Genomic DNA, 18,806 nt, shown 5'->3' on the forward strand with positions numbered 1-18,806 from the left:
TTCCCCTGCCACCTCAGCTGTTCACTGATCCCTCTGGCTTTGAGCACAGGCCCGTGCTTGCCGCCGAGGTGCTGGCGGGCCTTGAGCCGCTGGGGGAGCTGCTGGCGCGGCACCCCGCTGGCGGCCTGCTGATCGACTGCACCCTCGGCGGCGGCGGCCACAGCGCCCTGCTGCTGGAAGCCCATCCCGGCCTGCGCCTGACCGGGCTGGACCAGGACCCAAGTGCCCGCGCCGCCGCCGCCGAGCGCCTCGCCCCCTATGGATCCCGGGTGGAGATCGTGGCCACCAACTTCGCCGACTACCAGCCTCCCGAACCCGCCCTGGCGGTGCTCGCCGACCTCGGCGTCAGCAGCCCCCAGCTGGACGTGGCTGAGCGGGGTTTCAGCTTCCGCAGCGAGGGTCCCCTCGACATGCGCATGAACCCCGGCGACGGGGAGACGGCCGCCGCTCTTCTGGATCGCCTCGACGAGGGCGCCCTGGCCGATCTGATCTATGGCTACGGCGAGGAGCGGCTGTCGCGGCGCATCGCCCGCCGCATCAAGGAGCAGGGGCCGTGGGACGACCCGCGCCAGCCGCGCACCACCGCCGAGCTGGCCTGGCTGGTGGGTGGCTGCTACCCGCCGGCGGCCCGCCGGGGCCGGTTGCATCCGGCGACCCGCACCTTTCAGGCCCTGCGCATCGCGGTGAATGATGAGCTCGGGGTGCTCGAGCGCTGGCTGGAGCTGGTACCCCATTGGCTGGTGCCTGGAGGCCTGCTGGCGGTGATCTGTTTTCATTCCCTCGAAGACCGCCGGGTCAAGACGGCCTTCCGCAGCGATCCACGGCTGGAGCGGATCAGCCGCAAGCCGCTGGTGGCCAGTGCCGAGGAGGCCGAGGCCAATCCCCGCAGCCGTTCGGCCAAGGCCCGCCTGGCGCGCCGGCGGCCATGAGTGGCGTTGCGGTGGGAGGGCTCACACTGCCTGCGCTCACGTTGGTGGATGGTCTCTGGTGGGCGGCGCTGCTGATCCAGCTGCTGGCCATTCCCGGCACCCTGCTGCCGCTGTTGCCGGGGCTGGCGCTGTTGCCCCTGGGGGCTGGGCTGTGGGTCTGGGCGGTGGGCTGGAGTGCCGCCTGGCCCCCCTTCGCCCTCGCCTGCCTGCTGCTGCTGCTGGGCTGGGGCGCCGACGCCCTGGGGCTGGTGCTGGGGCCGGCGCGGCTGAAGGCCACCCGCTGGGCCTACATCGGCGCCGGCATCGGCCTGCTGGTGGGGCTGCTGGGCCTGCTGCCGGCGCTGCCCGTAGGAGGTCCGCTGCTGGGGGCCCTGCTGGGCCCGCTGCTCGGGGCCAGCCTTGGGGAGCTGATCACGGCCCCCACCGCCCTGGGGCCGATCGGGCTGCTGCGGCTGCGGCGGTCCCTGGTGGTGGGCCTGGCGGTGGTGGCCGGGATGCTGGTGAGCAAGGTGGCCCAGGCCCTGCTGGCCCTGGTGGGCGCCGCCGGCTTTGTGCTGCTCACCAGCCTGCGGGTTTGAGCAGCCCGGTGCGGTCTTCGCCACCGAACAGCTGGCGATAGGCGGCGCTGGCCACACAGAGGCTGAGGGGGGCCGCCGCCAGCAACCCCACGCCGCAGAGCAGGGCACCGGCCAGCACGATCGCTCCCTGCACCAGCAGCAGGAGCAGCACTGGCCACCACTGGGGGTCCACCACCTCGCGGCCGCGCTGCAGGGTGGCCAGGGGGCCCTCACCCTCCAGCAGCGCCAGCCAGGGCAGGAAGGTCTGGTTGACCAGCAGATAGACCAGCACCACGAAGGCGACGAGCGCCGGGATGGCCGCCAGGGCGTCCACCACCTGGCCGAAGCCCAGGGCGAGCAGGGCCGCCACACCGATCAGCAGCAGCAGCAGCACCCCCAGCGCCAGCTGCCGGATCAGCAGGCGGCCCGCGGCGCCGTTGTCCCAGCGGCTGAAGGTGGCCCAGTCGGGCCGGCCGCCCTGCAGGGCCATCCAGGAGCCGCGCAGCAGCCCCACCGTGCCCCAGAGGCTCACGATCACGCTACCCACCGTTCCCACCACGGCCCCCAGCACCTGCACCAGCACAGGCGGCTGGTAGGCGGCCGGCAGGATGTCGAGACTGGCCAGGCTCTGGAACAGGACCGACAGTGCCCCGGTGACCAGGGTGAACAGCACGAAGGGCCAGGGGGCCCGGCAGAAGGCACTCCAGCCCTCCTGCACGGCCAGGAGGATCTGCAGGCGACCAGGACTACCGGGGGTGGTGACCATCGCAGACGCGGCTGAAGTGTCTGGAACCTAGGCCTGGCGTCAGCTGCCGTCAGGGGCGCAGCTGCCGCACTGCCGCCTCCACGCTGGCTACGGCGCGTTCGATCTCCGCCGCGCCGGTGCTGCGGCCGAGCCCGAAGCGGATCGAGGCGGCGGCCTCGCTGCGGCTGCGGCCCAGGGCCGCCAGCACGTGGGAGGGGGAGCCCTGGCTGCAGGCCGAGCCACTGCTCACGGCGATGCTGCGGCGCAGCAGCCGGTGCAGGGCGGTGCCGTCCACCCCGCCCACCGTGACGTTGAGGTTGTGGGCCAGACGCGCCGCCGCGGCACCGTTCACTGTGACCCCACCCAGTGCCAGCAGCTCCTGGCGCAACTGATCGCGCAGGCTGCCGAGCCGCGCCGCCCGCGGCTCCTGATCGGCGACGGCCCGGCTGAGAGCCTCCCCCAGGCCCACCACCAGCGGCACCGCCACGGTGCCGGCCCGCAGGCCCCCCTCCTGGCCGCCGCCGTGCAGCTGGGCCGCCAGGGCCACCCCCTCGCGCACCAGAAGAGCTCCCACCCCCTTGGGCCCGTAGCACTTGTGGCCGCTGAGGCTGAGCAGATCCACCCCCTGCTCCGCCATCGCCAGCGGGATGTGGCCTGCGGCCTGGGCGGCATCCACGTGCAGCAGCGCGCCGTGCTGGTGGCAGAGGCGGGCGATCGCCGCGATCGGCTGCAGCACGCCGATCTCGTTGTTGGCCGCCATCACGGAGGCCAGCAGCACATCCGGGCCCAGGGCCGCCGCCAGCACCTCCTCCTGCACCAGGCCGTCGCCATCCACCGACAGCACCGTGAGCGGGAAGCCATGGCGCTCCAGGTAGCGCAGCGGATCCAGCACGGCCCGGTGTTCGGTGGCCAGGGTCACCAGCCGCCGCCGCTCGCCGCCCTGGGCCAGGGCGGCCTCGCAGACGCCCTTGAGCGCCAGGTTGTTGGCCTCGGTGGCGCCGCTGGTGAACACCACACCGCTGGTCTCGGCCCCAAGGGCCGCGGCCACCTGGGCCCGGGCCCGCTCCAGGGCCGCCGCCGCCGCCAGGGACTCACGGTGCAGGCGGCTGGAGGGATTGCCGCAGTGCTCCCGCCACCAGGGCTCCATGGCGTTCAGCACCGCCGGATCGCAGGGGGTGCTGGCGTGGTGGTCGAGATAGGCGAGCATGGAGGGCCGTGCCGCCCACCATGCTGCCAACGAACTGGGGGCCTTGGCGCCGGCCGGCTCTGGTGGCCGGCGGCCTTGCCCTGATGTGCGGGATGTCGCCTGGGCCTGCACAGGCCCAGGCCACGGCGGTGGAGCGGCCGCCCGGCCTGGTGGTGCTGGATGAGCGGCCCCGTCCGGAGGGGGGCCTGGTGCTTGGGGTCTTCAGCCCCCAGGCCGATCCCACCACCCCCGGCCTCTGGCGGATGCAGCTCTGGCGGCAGCTGGGGGTGGAGGTGTCGATCCAGACGGACACCGTGCACTGCGACAAGGACGAGCCGATGTGGATCACCCAGGATGGGGGCCGGCTGGTGATCCGCTCCCTCAACCCCGGCGGCGTGATCACCCCCGCCAACCGGGTGGATCACCTGGTGTGGTGGGCTGTCTGCCATCCGGAGCAGGCGGGCCGCGACCCCTCCGAGCTCAAGGCCACCGCCCTCGAGCTGGGCTACAGCACCACGTTGCGGGAATCCGAGCAGGTGCTGCCTGGACGACCCCGCTGAGGCTCTGCAGACTGCACCGCATGAGCACCGATCCCCTCGCAGCGCCCGCCTCCCCTGACGCCGGGCCCGACCCCAGCAGCCCCGACGCCCCCCCGGCGCCGGCGCGCCTGCTGCTCGTCGACGACGAGCCCGGCCTGCGCACCGCCGTGCAGGCCTACCTCGAGGACGAGGGTTTCGCGGTGACCACCGCCGCCGACGGCGAGGAGGGCTGGGAGAAGGCCCAGGAGCTATTGCCCGATGTGGTGATCAGCGACGTGATGATGCCCCGCTGCGATGGCTACGGCCTGCTCAAAAAGCTGCGCGCCGATGAACGCCTGGGCGGCACCCCGGTGATCTTCCTCACCGCCAAGGGCATGACCGCCGACCGCATCGCCGGCTTCCAGGCCGGCTGCGACGACTACATCCCCAAGCCCTTCGATCCCGACGAGCTGGTGGCCAGGGTGCGCAATGCCGTGCGCCGCCAGGAGCGGCTGCTGGCCGAGGCTGCCCGCTTCGCCGATGCGGACATCGGCCAGATGGCCAAGCAGATCACCGAGATCCGCTCGCTGCTGGCCAGCGGTGGCCAGGCGAAGCCGTCCATGGGCAGCAGTGACCTGGTGTTCACCCCCCGGGAGGCCTCGGTGCTGCAGCTGGTGGCGGAGGGGCTGATGAACAAGCAGATCGCCCGGCGGCTGGAAACCTCGATCCGCAACGTGGAGAAGTACGTGAGCCGCCTGTTCATCAAGACCGGCACCGCCAGCCGCACCGAGCTTGTGCGCTACGCCCTGGAACATGGCCTGGTGGAGTGAAGCCTGAAGAGCCGCCAGCAACAGGTGTCCCCCGACCCCCCCGGCGCAAGCGCTCCGGACGTCGACGTCCCCACCGCTCCAGAACGATCATCCGCTTCTGGCACGACGGCAACCCCTCTTCAGCTCTGGTGGAGAGGATGGAGGCCTGGCGCCGCTTGAATCCAGACTGGCGCTACGAGGTCTACGACCGCCAGCTCGCAGCCGATTACCTGGGCAGGGCGTTCGGGGAGCCGGTGCGGGAGGCCTTCCTCGACATCCGCATGCCCTCGATGATGTCCGATGTGTTTCGCATGGGTCGCCTGCTTGAGGGCTCGGGCCTCTGGGTGGACGCCGGCACGGTCTGCAAGGCGCCCCTGGGCAGCTGGCTCGATCGCAGCGATGGGCTGGTGATGCTGCGGCGCCCGCACATGGTGCCGCCCCAGTGCTGGAACGGGGTGATTTATGTCCATCGGCCCAGGCATCCCTTCCTCGTGGCGCTCTGGGACACGGTGCAGAGGCGCCTTCTGGCCAGGGAATGTGATTCGATCTGGCTCGACTACGGCCCCGGCCATTTCCGCGACACCCTCAAGGGGGGTGATTTCGACCACACCCTGCGCGTCATTCCGCTCCAGGAGCTGGTGGGCAAGGTTGAGGTGGGAAGCAGCATCCACTTCCTGCCGGTGGAGACGCACTGGTCGCTGCGCGAAAAGCAGGGGGAATCGCCTTTTCTGAGCACCGACCAGGGCTCCGCTCAGCCTGGAGCCCAGCACGAGAGTGGACGCTAGGGCCAGCCTGGAGCCCAGGCAGTGGCTGCCGGTCGCCCTCAACCGGGGGCACGCCTATCGCGACCGGGTAGGGCCGACCGACCTGGTGAATCCGTCTGGCGACCCCCTGCACCAACCCAGCCTCAGCGGCTTTTACGCCCGCCGCTACCCCCATTCCTCCCGGGCCGTGTGGCTGCAGCGGCTCGCCGCCGGGGAGATCTGCAGGAACGGCCAGTGCCTCCAGGCCGATGGGCCCCTGGCCCCGGGGGATCGGCTGGTGTGGCATCGGCCCCCCTGGCAGGAGGCCGCCGTGCCGGGGTTGCCCAGTCCCCTGTTCGATGACGGCGACCTGCTGGTGATCGACAAGCCCAGCGGTCTGCCGGTGCTGCCGGCCGGTGGCTTCCTGGAGCACACCGTGCTGCGCCTGCTGGAGCGGCAGGTGGCGGAGGGCCAGCTCGACGCTGCCGCCGGCTTGCCCCGCCCGGTTCACCGGTTGGGTCGCTTCACCTCAGGCCTGCTGGTGTGTGCCCGCCGTGAGGCCACCCGGGCCTGGCTCAGTGCCCTGCTGCGGGACAACACCGCGGCTCCCCAGGCCGCCGGGGCTGCCCCGGGGAGATGCCGCAAGCTCTACCGCGCCCTCACGGCTCCCCTGCCCGCGTCGCTGGCCGTGGGGTCCTGCCGGCGGGTCACCACCCCGATTGGCCGGCTCCCGCACCCCCTGCTGGGCCGGATCTGGGCTGCTGGCGGCGACGGGGCCCTGGCGGCGGAGAGCGTCTTCACCCTGCTGGATCGCCGCGCTGAGGGTTGTCTTGTGGCTGTGGTGATCGCCAGCGGCCGGCCCCATCAGATCCGCATCCATGCCGCCGCCCTCGGCGCCCCCCTGCTGGGCGATCCCCTCTACCTGCCGGGGGGCGGGTTCCGGCCCACGGTGCTGCCGGGGCAGGGCGGCTACCGGCTCCACGCCCACCGGCTGTGGCTGCCCCTGCCGGGCGGGCAGGTGCTGGCGCTGGAGGCGCCGCTGCCCCCGCCCCTGCTCGGTTCCGCCGATGGGGCCAGCGCCTCTGACCCCGACCCCATGCCAGGGTGAGCCCCCGGCTGTTCCCGACGCCAGGCCATGCCCCAGCCCCCCACTGCCAGCCTCCAACGGGACGCCTCCATCCAGCTGGAATCCGAGCCCACCGCCGCGCTGCTGGCCTGGGCCGAGGCGGTGGAGGCCGGTGAGGGCACCCTGTTCGAGAAGGCGCGGCTGCTGGCCACGCGGCTCGGGGCCCACGTGCGCCCCGACGGGCTGGTGGAGATCGGCTTCTGGACCCCGGAACTCTCCGGCGATGTGATCCAGCCGAAGAACATCCAGCTGGAAGTGTTCACCCCCCGCCAGACGATCGATCCCTCCCTGGCCGAGCAGACGGTGCGCTTCCAGCGTGACTACCTGCAGCTCGAGAAGTGGGGTGACTACCACTGGGGCGTGCTCAGTGGCCTGCGGGCTGGCGATGCCACCACGATCGGTTCGCTCTACTGGCTGCGCTATCTCAGCCCCGACACCAACGCCGTGACCGCCCTGGGGGATTGCCTCGGCAACTCCTTCCCCTACGGCGTCTACGCCCCCGCCGAGATCTATGACCTGGAGGGTCTGCAGGCCCGCCGGGCCGATCGCGCCTACTACGACGCCCTCATCGCCGATGAGCCCGTCACCATCCCGGCGCCCTGCAACATCCTGCAGCTGCATGTGCGCACGGCCTCACCCAATGGCTACCTCTCCGGGCTCACGCAGCTCTACCGCAAGCTGGCCGCGAAACTGCGCTGCGGCGAGGCGCTGACCCCCGCCGAAACCAACCTGATCGGCTACGACGCCGTGCAGCTGTTGCCCACCGAACCCACGGTGGAGGTGCGTTCCGGGCAGGGGGGTGACGACGACCACTTCAGCCTGCGGCCTGACGATGAGGACGTGCTCGATCCAGAAACCGAGGGGATCGTGGCCGAGTCAGGGGATGTGAGGGTGAGGCTGCGGCGCCCCGATCTGCAGAACTGGGGCTACGACATCGTGATCTTCGGTAGCGCCGCCACCAATCCGGCCCTGCTCGAAACCCTGCGGCCCGATGAGCTGGTGGCCTTCATCAGCGAACTTCACACCTTCCCCACCGGCCCGATCCGGGTGGTGTACGACCTGGTCTATGGCCACGCCGACAACCAGGCGATCGACCTGCTGAACGGCCGCTTTCTCAAGGGGCCGAACATGTACGGCCAGGATGTGAACCACCAGAACCCGGTGGTGCGGGCGATCCTGCTGGAGATGCAGCGCCGCAAGGTCAACACCGGCGCCGATGGCATCCGCATCGACGGCGGCCAGGATTTCAAGTACTTCGACCCGATCACGGGCCGGGTCGCCTACGACGACCCCTACCTGCTGAGCATGGGCGATCTGGTGCAGGTGATCGGCGCGGCGCGCTGGCGGCCTTTTGTGATCTATGAAGACGGCCGGCCCTGGCCGGCCGAGGGCTGGGAAGAGGTGTCCAGCTACCGCGACCTGGTGGAGCAGCGTCCCGACGCCTTCCAGTGGGGCCCCATGATCTTTGCCCACAACACCCCGGCCCTGCACGGCTTCTGGGCCCGCAAGTGGCGGCGGGTCTGCGAAAAGATGCAGCTGGGGTCCCGCTGGGTCACCGGCTGCGGCAACCACGACACCCTGCGGCGCGGCACCCAGGTGGATCCCGGCGAGCCGATCAATCCTCACCTGGGCAGCACGCTGCCGGAGGTGCTGGCCAACGCCTACGACAACGGTGCGATCGGGGCCCTCACCTATGGCTTCGGTCCGGGCCTGCCCATGGATTTCATCCACTGCCTGATGCGGGCGCCCTGGGGCTTCTTCCGCAACACCGATGACCGCTTCGGCGTCAAGGTGGTGGCGGAGGAGGCCCCGGGTTTCCTCGACTGGCAGCTCACTGCCGAGCTGTACGCCGCTGACGGGCTGTTCCAGGCGATCAAGCAGCTGGGCTTCGCTGAGCTGGCCCAGCTGCGCCAGTTTCTGGCCCTGCTGACCGGCTCCATCGCCGCCAGCGACTACGACCTCGAGCAGATCGCCCTGGCCTGCCAGGCCGGGGTGCCCACCGGTGACGACGGCACCACGGCGGTGGTGGACGTGGCCTGGCTGAAGGCCTTTGCCCGCCATTTCATGGAAGACATGCATGCCGCCTGCAACATCTGGCTCCATGCCGATCGGGTGGATCCGGTGCAGGCCGGCTTCAACCTGGCCCTGCGTCAGTTCCGCCGCTCCCGGCCCTGGCTGGCCGAGAACCTGAGCAACGTCGAGCGGCTGGACCTTCTCACCACGCCCTCCACCACGATCTTTTACGGGCTGCGGCGGGCGCCCGCCGGGGAACCCGCCGAGGATGGTGAAGCAGCTCCTGAGGCTTCCAGCGTGGCCCTGGTGGCCCATATGGGCGGTGCGGCGATGGCTCTGGGCCTGCCCGAGCTCTTCCCGGAGCAGCCTGGCCCCTGGCGGCTGCTGCTCGCCTCTCCCGGGCTGGAGCCGAGTGCCGTGCAGCTGGCCGGCCGGGAGCCGATCCTGTTCCAGGACAGCCAGGCACTGCTCCTGGAACCCTGCTGAGCTCAGCCGTCAGGCCTGTTTCTCGAAGGCGATCAGCCGCGAGAAGTAGAAGGGGGCCTGGTTGAGGTTGCGGCGCATGGGAGTGAAGCCGGCTGCAGCGGCGGCCTTGACGATGCCCTCCTCCCGCAGGGTGTAGGCCCGGGTGGTCTTGCTGGGACCCGGAAACAGCTGGCCGATGCCCTTGAGCAGGGCCAGCAGGGGGGTGTAGGGGGCGAAGCTCACGATCAGGTGCTTCTCGGCCATGGCGGCCAGGTGAGCCACCATCTCCTCTGCGGCGGCCTGGGGGTAGTGGATGAACACATCCAGGCAGATCACCGTGTCGTAGCGCCCCGTGAGGCTCTCCAGGTCGGAGGCGTGGAACTGCAATTGGCTGGTGGTGAGGCCGGCGGCGGCGGCGCGGCGGGCGGCTTCGGCCACCATGGCCTCGGAGAGATCGCTGGCGGCGATGCTGCCGGCGCCGAGCCCGGCCAGGGGCAGGCTGAGGCTGCCCACGCCGCAGCCGGCGTCGCAGAAGCTGCGGCTGGAGAGATCACCCTGCTCCTGCAGCCAGACGAGCACGTTGTCCACCGTTTTCTGGTGACCCAGGCGGATGTTCCGCTGCACCTTGTTGACGTCCTCGCTGTCGCTGTAGATCCGGTTCCAGCGCTCGAAGCCCGTGGTCTCGAAGTAGCCCTTCACCTCGTCCTTCTCAGCGGCCGTGGACTCAGCAGGCATCGGGGCAGAAGAATGTGGCTCGGATCCTAAGGAGCGGCTCCTGGCCCCGCCGCCGCCTGGCTGCTCAGGCGCAGCGCCGCCAGCCAAGGGCTTCCCCTTCGCCCCCGCTCCAGCGCAGGGTCTCCGCCAGGGGTGAGCCCAGCAGCATGGTGGCGATGTCGCGCCCATCCCCGAGCACCCGCCGGGGCGTGATCGTGGCCGCGGCGATCGCCTGCTCGGCAGCGACGCCCCAGCCTGCCAGCCGCCGCACCCCTTCCAGCAGCGGCAGGGTCACCCCCGCGAGGGTGCCGTCCTCCAGGCGGCAGCAGCCGTTCTGCACCAGCAGCACCCGCTCATCCCAGCGGTGGCGGCCCTCGCCCAGGCCGTAGGGGGCCAGGGCATCGCTCACCAGCACCAGCTGCTCGGGGGCCAGGCGCTGCAGCAGCAGCGCCATCGACGGTGCCACGTGCACCCCATCGGCGATCAGCCCCAGCGCCACGCCGCCATCGAGCACGGCCGCGGCGATCGGGCCCGGGTTGCGGTGCTGCAGGCCCGCCATGGCGTTGAAGGCGTGGGTCACCATGCCCACGCCGGCGCTGAACGCTTCGGCGGCCTGGTGCTCATCGGCGCTGCTGTGGCCCAGGCTCACCACCACGCCGGCCTCGCGCAGGGCCTCGATCACGGCGCCGGCGCCCTCCAGCTCCGGGGCCAGGGTCACCAGGTCGATCTGGTCCTCGAAGCCGTCGATGCGCGCTGCCAGGGCCTCCAGGCTGGGGGCCACCAGGTGCTGCTGGGGGTGGGCGCCCCGGCGAGCCGGGTGGAGGAAGGGCCCCTCCAGGTGGGCGCCGAGCAGCTGGCAGCGGCCGTCGCGGTGCTGCTGGCGGGCCCGGTCCAGCACGGCCAGGGCCTGGCGCAGGGCGGTGGCGTCGCAGGTGACGAGGGTGGGGCAGATCGCCTCCACCCCATCGCACCAGAGCAGCTCCAGCAGCTCCAGCAGCCGGGGCAGGTCAGCGGGGGTGAGTTCCGGAAAGGCGAGGCCCAGGCCGCCGTTGATCTGCAGGTCCACCCCGGCAGGACTCAGCCAGTCGCCCTGCCAGTCGTCGCCGGCCACGCTGCTGCCAGGGTCGATGGGCTCCAGCACCTCGATCCAGTCGTGGGCGTCGAGCCCGAGCCGCCAGCGCTGCTGCCGGCCGTGGCTGCAGCGGCGGGCCTGGGGCAGGCGGACGTTGCGGATCCAGCGCATCGCAGCGGCACACGGGAGAATGCGACCATCCTGCGCCCGGCCCCTTGAGCGACCGTTCCAGCTCCGAACCCCGCGTGGCCGTGGTGATGGGCAGCGATTCCGATCTGCCCACCATGCAGCCGGCGGTGGCGATGCTGGAGCGCTTTGGCGTGGCGGTCGAGGTGCGGGTGCTCTCCGCCCACCGCACACCGCTGGAGATGGTGGCCTTCGCGCAGCAGGCAGCTGGGCGGGGGCTCAAGGTGATCATCGCCGGCGCCGGCGGTGCCGCCCACCTGCCGGGCATGGTGGCGGCGCTCACCACCCTGCCGGTGATCGGCGTGCCGGTGCAGAGCCGGGCCCTCTCCGGGGTGGATTCGCTGCACTCGATCGTGCAGATGCCCGCCGGGATTCCGGTGGCCACGGTGGCGATCGGCAACGGCACCAACGCCGGCCTGCTGGCGGTGCAGATCCTGGCCACGGCCGATGGCCGGCTGGCTGAGGCCCTGCTGGCCTACCGCGCTGAACTGCATGGCCAGGTGCGTGCCAAGGATGGGCGCCTCAGCCAGCTGGGCAGCGAGGCCTACCTGGCCCAGATGGACTGACGCACCACCCCAAGACCCCAGCCTCCCCCCTGCCGCCCCAATCCCCGCTGTTCCGCTCCCTGCCGCCCGGCCCATGCTCGATTCCCTGGTGCTGCCGCCCTGGCTCAAGGCCGGTCTGGCGTTGCCGTTGCTGGTGCTCAACCTCTGGGTGCTGCGCCAGCTGCTGGTGCCCCTGGCCCCCTTCCCCGCCCTGTTCCTCACGGCAGCCCTGATCGCCTTCCTGCTCGACATCCCCAGCCTCTGGCTGCGGCGACGGGGGCTGCCGCGGCCCCTGGCGATGGCCCTGGTGCTGGGTGTGGCCCTGGGGCTGCTCGCCCTGGCGGTGATCTGGCTGGTGCCGCGGCTGATCGATCAGCTCGCTGAGCTGATCGCTGCCCTGCCGGGCTGGCTGGCCCAGGGTGAGGTGTGGCTGGACAGCCTCGAGGGCTGGGCCCGCGCCCAGGGGATCCCCACCGACTTCGGTGAGCTCAGCAGCGACCTGCTGACCAGGCTCAGCAAGCTGGCCAGCCAGCTGAGTCAGCGGCTGTTGAGTCTGCTCGGCGCCACGGTGGGCCTCACGGTGAACACCGTGATCGTGCTGGTGCTGGCGGTGTTCCTGCTGCTGGGTGGAGAGCGCGTCGTCAGCGGCCTGGCCCTGTGGCTCCCCGGCGGAGTGCGGCCCCTGGTGGTGGACACCCTCAACCGCACCTTCCGGGGCTACTTCGCCGGCCAGGTGGTGCTGGCCCTGATCCTCAGCGGCCTGCAGATCCTGGTGTTCACCTTGCTGGGGATTCCCTACGGGGTGCTGTTCGCTGTGGTGATCGGCTTCACCACCCTGATTCCCTATGCCAGTGCCGTCACGATCCTGCTGGTGAGTGCCCTGCTGGCCCTGAGTGACCCGCGCACCGGCCTGGAGGTGCTCGCAGCGGCCATCAGCGTGGGGCAGGTGGTGGATCAGGTGATCCAGCCACGCCTGATGGGCAGCATCGTGGGCCTGCAGCCGGCCTGGCTGCTGATCAGCCTGCCGGTGGGGGCTCGGCTGGGCGGTCTGCTGGGGCTCGGGGAGCTGCTGGGGCTGCTCCTGGCCGTGCCCGTGGCCAGCTGCTGCAAGACCTTCCTGGATGCCAGCCTCCAGGCCCGCCTGAATCCTCCGCCGCCGGCGCCGCTCAACCCCTGAGCCCCGCTCTGGCCTGGATCAGCTGGCTGCCGGGATGACCCCATTGGCATCGAGGAAACTCAGCACCTGGGCCACGCAGCCCTCCAGCTCGGCATGGCCCGTGTCCACCCTCAGCTCCGGGGATTCGGGGGCTTCGTAGGGGCTGGAGATGCCGGTGAACTCCTTGATCACACCGGCGCGGGCCTTGGCGTAGAGGCCCTTGGTGTCGCGCTCCTCGCAGACGCTGAGGTCGGCGTCGCAGTGAATTTCGATGAAATCACCTGCGGGCACCAGGGCCCGCACCCGCTCGCGGTCGGCCTGGAACGGTGACACGAAGGCGGTGAGCACCACCACGCCGGCATCGAGGAAGAGCTTGGCCACCTCGCCGATCCGGCGGATGTTCTCCACCCGATCGGCGTCCGAGAAGCCGAGGTCGGTGCAGAGGCCATGGCGGATGTTGTCGCCATCGAGCACGTAGCAGGCCAGCCCCTGCTCAAACAGGGCAGAGTTCACCGCGTTGGCGAGGGTGCTCTTGCCTGAGCCGCTCAGCCCCGTGAACCAGAGGATGGCGCTGCGGTGGCCGCGCTGGTGGGCCCTGGACTCCCTGGTCACCGTGGAATGGTGCCACACGATGTTGGTCGACTTGCCCTGGTCGGTGAGGGCGCCGTAGGCGGGGTTGGGAGCGGGAGCAGCGGCCATCAGGAGCGCGAGGAGCAGGGGGTGTGGGGGGCATTGTTTCAGCTCTGCGCCCGGCCCTGGCGCGCAAGGGGCCGAGTTCGGGTCTGGGGGGCTGACCCCGAAGCCCTGGTCCGAGGCAAAGCGATGGCGCCATCCAGCCCAGCAGCCAAGCTGGGGAGGCTGTCGCCCCTGACCACCATGGCCGCAGACCTGCTGCTGGCACTGCTGCTGCCCACTGCCCTGCTGCTGGTCGCCACCATGTTGCTGTTGCAAAATGGCAGTCGGCTGCCGCACTGGCTGGAGCGGTTGCGCCGGCACCGCAGCCTGCTGTGGAACAGCGGCATCGGGCTGATCATCGGGCTCTCTGCCCTGCGCTGGCTGCTCGCGCGCTGACCCGATGGCTTCTCCCTGATCAGGTTTGGCATGGATGTCATGCCGCTCGCCGTTGTGATGAGTGGTGGAGCAACGGATCTGGCAGGTTTTGTACTCACCAGCTTTGCAACCTTCACTGCGGTTGCGCTCGCATCTCGCACGCGCCATGACGTTTGGTTCTGCAGGCTTGAAGCGAGCTTCCGGCAGGCCTAATTTCATGTCAAAGACTACACACGTGAGCCATGACTCCTAACCCCATCACCTGGTTCGAGCTCAATGTTTCCGACATGGAGCGCGCCAAGGCCTTCTACACGGCTGTGTTCCAGGTGGGCTTTGAAGACTTCTCCACGCCGGGGATGGCCTACTGGTGCTTCCCGATGCAGGACGACCAGGTGGGAGCAGGCGGAGCATTGATGCAGATGGAGGGTTGCGAGCCCGGCAAGGGCGGCACCATGGTGTACTTCACCTGTCAGGACTGTGCCGTCGAAGAGGGCAGGGTGGGGTCAGCAGGTGGCACGGTGTTGCGTCCCAAGATGGCGATCGGAGCGTTCGGTTTCATCTCGGTGGTGATCGACACCGAAGGCAATCCGATCGGGCTGCATTCCCTGGCCTGAGCGGTTGCTTCTGGGGCTCAGGCCTCCAGGCTGATCACCACATTGCCCCGTTTGTGGCCGCTGTCCACGTAACGGTGCGCCTCCGGGAGCTGCTCGAATGGATAGCAGCGGCCGACGACGGGCCGAAAGACCCCTGCCTCGGCCAGCTGCGCCAGCTGCTCCAGGTCGCCGGGCTTCACGCTGGCTGGCCCGGCGATCACATGCTTGTCCGTGGTGAGGGTCTGCCAGCCACTGAGCAGCAGGGCGGGAAGGCTTGCCACCAGCAGCAGCAGCCGCCCTCCGGGCCGCAGCGAGGCCTGGCAGCGGGAGAAGGAAGCCGTGCCCACGGCATCGAGGATCACGTCATAGGTCTGGCCGTTGCGGGCGAAGTCGTCGCAGCTGTAATCGATCACCTGGTGGGCCCCGAGAGAGCGCACCAGCTCCAGATTGGCGCTGCTGCACACGCCGGTGACCTCGGCCCCCAGGTGGCGGGCGAGCTGGATGGCGGCGCTGCCGACGCTCCCGGAAGCGCCATGGATCAACACCCGCTCGCCGCGTTTCAGGCCGGCCCGGCGCAGGAAATCCAGGGCCGTGGTGCCGCCGAAGGAGAGGGCGGCGGCCTCCTCAAAGCTGAGGCCGCTGGGCTTGCGAGCCACGCCGCCGTCCTCCGGCAGGCAGCGGTAGGCCGCGTGGCATCCCAGGGCGAGATCACTGAACGCGAACACCGCATCACCCACCTGGAAACGCGTCACGTCCTGGCCGATCGCCTCCACCACCCCCGCCAGCTCCGATCCCAGGATCGGTTGCCGGGGCCGCCTCAGCCCCGCCACCAATCGGATGATCAAGCCAAAACCGGCAGGTACCTCCAGGCTGCGCATGCGCCAGTCCCCGGAGGTGACCGTGGTGGCATGGCTCTTGATCAGCACCTCGTTGGCCCGGGGAACGGGCTGATCGATCTCCTCCAGCCGGAGGACATCGGCAGAGCCGTAGTGGTGATAGAGGAAGGCTTTCATGGCTTGGCTCAAGGGTTGGGGCGGCTTGGCACCTGAGTCGGCACGATCAGCACGCCGCTGCTTACCTCGCCATAGACGCGGCAGGGGCCACCCCTGGCCGCCTGATCGGCGGCAAGGGCGCAAAGGGCAGCATCGATCCAGTCGATGCTGGAGAACTGACCACAGGCCAATCCGCACAATTCCAGAAGGGCCCGCCGCTCCAAGCGCTTTCGCGACGCTGCCGCCGGCTCCAGGCCGAGGGACCGGTGCAGCTGGCAGGTGATCGCATGGGGAAAGGTTTCGAAGCAGCAGCGCTGGCCTGGGCTGGGCAGGCCGCTGGCCAGGGGATGGCTGGGCTCCAGGGCCCGGTAGAGGGCCTCGCCCCGCAGCATCCAGCCGTAGTAGTTGCTGGGGTGCTCCAGGGCCCGTTCGCGGCTGGGGCTGGCGAAGCACTGGATCCCCTCGGCCATCAGCTCCCGCTCGGCGGGCCGGGCGCGCCCATCGGTGCTCCAACGGCAGGGAGCATCCACGCCGATCACCCTGGCGCCGAGGCTGCGGCACCACTGGGCCAGCTCGGTGGCGTCGGATGTGGTGTGGAGGCCCTGCAGGCCGGCGCCCCGCAGGGCCACGGCATGGAAGCCCTTGCGCTCGCCGCCCACGTCGACCCCCACCACGCAGAGGCTGGGGGCTTCTGCTGAGGTCTGCTGTGGAACCGGGGCCGCCATGGCCCAAGACTGCCAGCGCCAGGGGGGTCCGCTGCCGCAGGCCCGTGTGTGCGGCGACACCGTGGAGCCGCCATCCAGGCAGCAGCCAGGGCGGAGGGCCCCGCCCAGCCTGAGTGGGCATGAGGCCTGCCCATGTTCAACCTTGATTCCACGCCACGTCCCGTGGTGCTCACCCCGCCGATCGACCTGCCCCCCTGGCCTGCCAGTGGGCCCTTCTGCAGCCTGGAAGCCGGCGCCTTTGCGCTCGAGTCGTTCACGATCCCGATCGCCGGCGAGCCGTCCCCAAGCTGGCTGGAGTTGCTGGGCCAGCGCTGAGGCCCCGGCACTGGCGGGCCACGAACGGGCTGGTCATGGCGCGCAACAGGGCGCTGTAGCTGGGGCGAAAGCCGATCTCCTCCCCCACGCTCAAGGGGCGATCGGCCTCCAGCACGAGGTGGTCGCTGCTGGCCCCCAGGATCGCCATGCCGGCGGGAGGCTCCAGCCCGGCCGGATCGGCATCCTGGTGGCCGAGGGCCACGAGGGCGCGCTGCTGCGGGCCACGGTCCGGGGGAAGGGGAGCGGGCTGGGCACAGCCCTCGGGGCTGAAGCTGGTGAGGCCGCGGCGGCCCCAGGCCCGGCTGGGCTTGGTCTTCACTTCGATCAGCTCGCCCACCAGACGGAAGGCATCGGTGTGGAGTCCGGGGATGGGGCGCCGCCCCAGGGGTTCGCGGCCCAGCAGCAGGGCCTCCCCCAGACGCAGATGGTTGATCCGGCCGGGATCACCGCCCCCGGCCAGCCAGGCAAGGTTGGCGGAGTTGCCCCCCGAGATCAGCTCCAGATGGATGTGGAAGCGGGCCTCCAGGGCCTCGGCCAGGGCCGAGAGTTCGGCCATGTTGGTGGCATCGGCAGCCACCCCGTGCTGGCAGCCCAGGTTGGCGCCGATCCCCACCAGTCTCAGCCAGGGCAGCCCCAGGGTGAGCGCCGCGATCCCCGCCAGGTCCTGGGGCAGGATCCCCTCGCGCAGATCGCCCAGCTCCACCAACAGCAGCACGCCGTGGCGTCGCCCCTGGCGCTCGGCCGCCGCCGCCAGGGCCTCCAGCACCACCGCTTCGCTGTTGCAGCTCACGCTGACCCCGGCCACCACCCGCTCCACCTGGCTGAGCATCGGCGTGCGCACAAGCAGCATCGGGGCGGTCACGCCGCTGCGCTCCAGGCGTTCGAGAGTGTCGAGGCGGGCGTCGCCGATCGAGCCCACCCCCGCCGCCAGCCAGGTGGCCACGATCTCCGGCAGCCCGAGCACGGCCTTGCCCACGGCCGTGATTGCGATTCCCTGGCGGGCCAGGCGCCTCACCATGGTGGCGGCATTGTGATGGAGGCGGCCGAGATCGATCTCGAGCCGCGGGGCGCTCACGCCAGCGCCGCCAGCGGTGCTCCCAGTTCCGGGAAGGCCCGGATCACCATCTGCACCAGCCGCCCGGGCGGGCAGGCCAGGGCATCGCTGACGGGAATGTGCAGCTCGGCCTCGTAGAGGGCGATGGCGGCGGGGAGTTCAGCCACGTCCATTCCCTCATGGTTGAGGGTCATGCCGATGACGCGGGTGGGGGCGAAGGCCTCGATCAGAGCGATCTCACTCTGGGGCGTGGGCATGGCCACCTGAGGAAAATCACAGCGCTGGCGGCGCATCGGCGCGTGCTGCAGGATCACGGCCTGGGGCTGGCTGCCGCGCAGGATGAACGTGGAGGAGAGGTAGGCGGGATGGCTGAGGGCACCCTGGCCCTCGATCACGATCACCTGGGGCCGCTCGGTATCAAACGCCTGCACCACCGCGGCCTCCACCTCGCCGGAGCAGAACTGGGAGGGAATCGCATCGAGCGGCAGCCCGTAGCGCCCGCCCTGGATCATGCCGGTCTGGCCCGTGGACACCAGCACGGCGTGGATGCCGTGGTCGTTGAGGGCCTGCACCAGCACGGTGGCGGTGGTGCGCTTGCCGATGGCGCCGTCGGTGCCGAGCACGGCGATGCGCCGGCAGTTGGCCCTGGCGATCGTGCCGCTGAACAGGCGCAGATCCTTGAGGGCCGGCGGGCGCCGCACGTCCTCGATCGTCACCTGGTGGCGCTTGGCGGTGGCGGCGAACTCGGCGTCATCCCCGAGGAACTCGCGCATGCCACTCACCAGGCTGAGGCCGGCGCGCAGGGCGCCCAGCAGCACGAGGCGGTCGACCGGGCTGAACAGGCCATCGGCGGGGGCCATGCCGTAGATCAGGGCCTGCGGGGGTGCCCCGCCCAGGGCAAAGGCGGCCGCCAGGTCTGCCACCACGGGCACGCCATTGGCCACTCCATCGAGCTGCTCGCCGGCATCGCGGCCCGTGAGCAGGCTGTCGATCACCGCCACGATCCTGAAGCGTTCGCTGTGCCGCATCAGGCCGTGGGCCGTTTTGCCATCGGCCAGGCCGAACTGCCCTTCGCAGTAGATCACCGCTGGGATGCCGGCGGCTGGGGAGGCTGAAGCGACGACCCTGGGGATCGATGGAGCGTCCTGCACCATCGGTCCACGCAGGGCCCTGAAAGAAGAGACCACGGGGTTGATTCGGTTCTGAAGACTCAGGGGAGACGACCGAATGGTCTGCCGATCGCCAGAACCGGGCAGGGATACCAGTGGCCCCGCCAAGCGGGAATGTATATCTCGATACTAACTGTTCCGGGC

General features: G+C 70.6%; 21 protein-coding genes. 12 read left to right on the forward strand and 9 right to left on the reverse strand.

Annotation, left to right across the window (positions count from 1 at the left end):
- Positions 1–5: 5 nt before the first annotated feature.
- Both rsmH and ACWJIO_RS09450 read left to right on the forward strand, forming a co-directional pair.
- On the forward strand, positions 6–929 hold the full coding sequence (rsmH, locus tag ACWJIO_RS09445; RefSeq protein WP_480313181.1) for a 16S rRNA (cytosine(1402)-N(4))-methyltransferase RsmH: 924 nt from the start codon (positions 6–8) through the stop codon (positions 927–929).
- On the forward strand, positions 926–1,507 hold the full coding sequence (locus ACWJIO_RS09450) for a DUF456 family protein (protein WP_480313065.1): 582 nt from the start codon (positions 926–928) through the stop codon (positions 1,505–1,507). The genes rsmH and ACWJIO_RS09450 overlap by 4 nt, the downstream gene beginning before the upstream one ends.
- Here the strand turns inward: ACWJIO_RS09450 and ACWJIO_RS09455 are convergent.
- Together ACWJIO_RS09455 and ACWJIO_RS09460 are read right to left on the reverse strand one after the other, a co-directional pair.
- Positions 1,488–2,252, reverse strand: a complete 765-nt coding sequence (locus tag ACWJIO_RS09455; protein WP_480313066.1) for a hypothetical protein — start codon at positions 2,250–2,252, stop codon at positions 1,488–1,490. The two genes, ACWJIO_RS09450 and ACWJIO_RS09455, sit on opposite strands and share 20 nt — an antisense overlap.
- Before the next feature lie 49 nt (positions 2,253–2,301).
- Positions 2,302–3,438 carry a cysteine desulfurase family protein gene (locus ACWJIO_RS09460; RefSeq protein ID WP_480313068.1) on the reverse strand — a complete coding sequence of 379 codons (1,137 nt, stop codon included), beginning with the start codon at positions 3,436–3,438 and terminating at the stop codon, positions 2,302–2,304.
- A 92-nt stretch (positions 3,439–3,530) separates the two neighbouring features.
- Between ACWJIO_RS09460 and ACWJIO_RS09465 the strand changes: the two genes are divergently transcribed.
- The 5 genes from ACWJIO_RS09465 to gghA all read left to right on the forward strand — a co-directional run bounded on the left by ACWJIO_RS09465 (position 3,531) and on the right by gghA (position 9,112).
- The gene (locus ACWJIO_RS09465) at positions 3,531–3,977 is read left to right on the forward strand and encodes a hypothetical protein (protein ID WP_480313070.1); all 447 of its coding nucleotides are present in this window, start codon (positions 3,531–3,533) and stop codon (positions 3,975–3,977) included.
- 20 nt (positions 3,978–3,997) lie between these two features.
- On the forward strand, positions 3,998–4,765 hold the full coding sequence (locus tag ACWJIO_RS09470; RefSeq protein ID WP_480313072.1) for a response regulator transcription factor: 768 nt from the start codon (positions 3,998–4,000) through the stop codon (positions 4,763–4,765).
- A gap of 137 nt (positions 4,766–4,902) precedes the next feature.
- A complete protein-coding gene (locus ACWJIO_RS09475) occupies positions 4,903–5,529 on the forward strand; it encodes a glycosyltransferase family 32 protein (protein WP_480313073.1) in 627 nt (208 codons plus the stop codon).
- Complete coding sequence (locus ACWJIO_RS09480; RefSeq protein ID WP_480313074.1) at positions 5,519–6,595, forward strand: pseudouridine synthase; 1,077 nt, start codon at positions 5,519–5,521, stop codon at positions 6,593–6,595. The genes ACWJIO_RS09475 and ACWJIO_RS09480 overlap by 11 nt, the downstream gene beginning before the upstream one ends.
- 27 nt (positions 6,596–6,622) lie before the next feature.
- On the forward strand, positions 6,623–9,112 hold the full coding sequence (gene gghA, locus ACWJIO_RS09485; RefSeq protein ID WP_480313075.1) for a glucosylglycerol hydrolase: 2,490 nt from the start codon (positions 6,623–6,625) through the stop codon (positions 9,110–9,112).
- A gap of 9 nt (positions 9,113–9,121) precedes the next feature.
- Here gghA and bchM read toward each other — a convergent pair whose 3' ends face one another.
- Both bchM and ACWJIO_RS09495 read right to left on the reverse strand, forming a co-directional pair.
- Positions 9,122–9,826 (reverse strand): magnesium protoporphyrin IX methyltransferase, encoded by a 705-nt coding sequence (bchM, locus tag ACWJIO_RS09490; protein ID WP_480313076.1) that lies wholly within the window; start codon positions 9,824–9,826, stop codon positions 9,122–9,124.
- 64 nt (positions 9,827–9,890) lie between these two features.
- On the reverse strand, positions 9,891–11,048 hold the full coding sequence (locus ACWJIO_RS09495) for an N-acetylglucosamine-6-phosphate deacetylase (protein WP_480313077.1): 1,158 nt from the start codon (positions 11,046–11,048) through the stop codon (positions 9,891–9,893).
- Between the two features lie 44 nt (positions 11,049–11,092).
- Here ACWJIO_RS09495 and purE point away from each other — a divergent pair, with 44 nt between their 5' ends.
- Both purE and ACWJIO_RS09505 read left to right on the forward strand, forming a co-directional pair.
- Complete coding sequence (purE, locus tag ACWJIO_RS09500) at positions 11,093–11,629, forward strand: 5-(carboxyamino)imidazole ribonucleotide mutase (RefSeq protein WP_480313079.1); 537 nt, start codon at positions 11,093–11,095, stop codon at positions 11,627–11,629.
- Between the two features lie 73 nt (positions 11,630–11,702).
- On the forward strand, positions 11,703–12,785 hold the full coding sequence (locus ACWJIO_RS09505; RefSeq protein ID WP_480313081.1) for an AI-2E family transporter: 1,083 nt from the start codon (positions 11,703–11,705) through the stop codon (positions 12,783–12,785).
- An 18-nt stretch (positions 12,786–12,803) separates the two neighbouring features.
- Here the strand turns inward: ACWJIO_RS09505 and cysC are convergent, their stop codons facing one another.
- Positions 12,804–13,463: an adenylyl-sulfate kinase gene (gene cysC, locus ACWJIO_RS09510; RefSeq protein ID WP_480313083.1), complete on the reverse strand. Its 660-nt coding sequence runs from the start codon at positions 13,461–13,463 to the stop codon at positions 12,804–12,806.
- Between the two features lie 177 nt (positions 13,464–13,640).
- On the opposite strand from cysC, the gene ACWJIO_RS09515 reads away from it, so the two are divergent.
- On the forward strand, positions 13,641–13,835 hold the full coding sequence (locus tag ACWJIO_RS09515; protein WP_193915042.1) for a hypothetical protein: 195 nt from the start codon (positions 13,641–13,643) through the stop codon (positions 13,833–13,835).
- A 221-nt stretch (positions 13,836–14,056) separates the two neighbouring features.
- On the forward strand, positions 14,057–14,428 hold the full coding sequence (locus ACWJIO_RS09520; RefSeq protein ID WP_480313085.1) for a VOC family protein: 372 nt from the start codon (positions 14,057–14,059) through the stop codon (positions 14,426–14,428).
- Positions 14,429–14,445: 17 nt separating this feature from the next.
- Here the strand turns inward: ACWJIO_RS09520 and ACWJIO_RS09525 are convergent, their stop codons facing one another.
- Positions 14,446–15,420: an NAD(P)-dependent alcohol dehydrogenase gene (locus ACWJIO_RS09525; protein ID WP_480313086.1), complete on the reverse strand. Its 975-nt coding sequence runs from the start codon at positions 15,418–15,420 to the stop codon at positions 14,446–14,448.
- 8 nt (positions 15,421–15,428) lie between these two features.
- Positions 15,429–16,124 carry a DUF429 domain-containing protein gene (locus tag ACWJIO_RS09530; protein ID WP_480313087.1) on the reverse strand — a complete coding sequence of 232 codons (696 nt, stop codon included), beginning with the start codon at positions 16,122–16,124 and terminating at the stop codon, positions 15,429–15,431.
- Between the two features lie 132 nt (positions 16,125–16,256).
- On the opposite strand from ACWJIO_RS09530, the gene ACWJIO_RS09535 reads away from it, so the two are divergent.
- Positions 16,257–16,439 carry a hypothetical protein gene (locus ACWJIO_RS09535; protein WP_480313089.1) on the forward strand — a complete coding sequence of 61 codons (183 nt, stop codon included), beginning with the start codon at positions 16,257–16,259 and terminating at the stop codon, positions 16,437–16,439.
- On the opposite strand, the gene ACWJIO_RS09540 is transcribed toward ACWJIO_RS09535, so the two are convergent.
- Both ACWJIO_RS09540 and ACWJIO_RS09545 read right to left on the reverse strand, forming a co-directional pair.
- Positions 16,378–17,514, reverse strand: coding sequence for an alanine/ornithine racemase family PLP-dependent enzyme (locus tag ACWJIO_RS09540; protein ID WP_480313091.1), 1,137 nt, complete (start codon positions 17,512–17,514; stop codon positions 16,378–16,380). The two genes, ACWJIO_RS09535 and ACWJIO_RS09540, sit on opposite strands and share 62 nt — an antisense overlap.
- Positions 17,511–18,647, reverse strand: a complete 1,137-nt coding sequence (locus ACWJIO_RS09545) for an N-acetyltransferase DgcN family protein (RefSeq protein WP_480313093.1) — start codon at positions 18,645–18,647, stop codon at positions 17,511–17,513. The genes ACWJIO_RS09540 and ACWJIO_RS09545 overlap by 4 nt, the downstream gene beginning before the upstream one ends.
- Between the last annotated feature and the right edge of the window lie 159 nt (positions 18,648–18,806).

Source organism: Paraciimarium castrense LEGE 11436 (assembly GCF_056633055.1).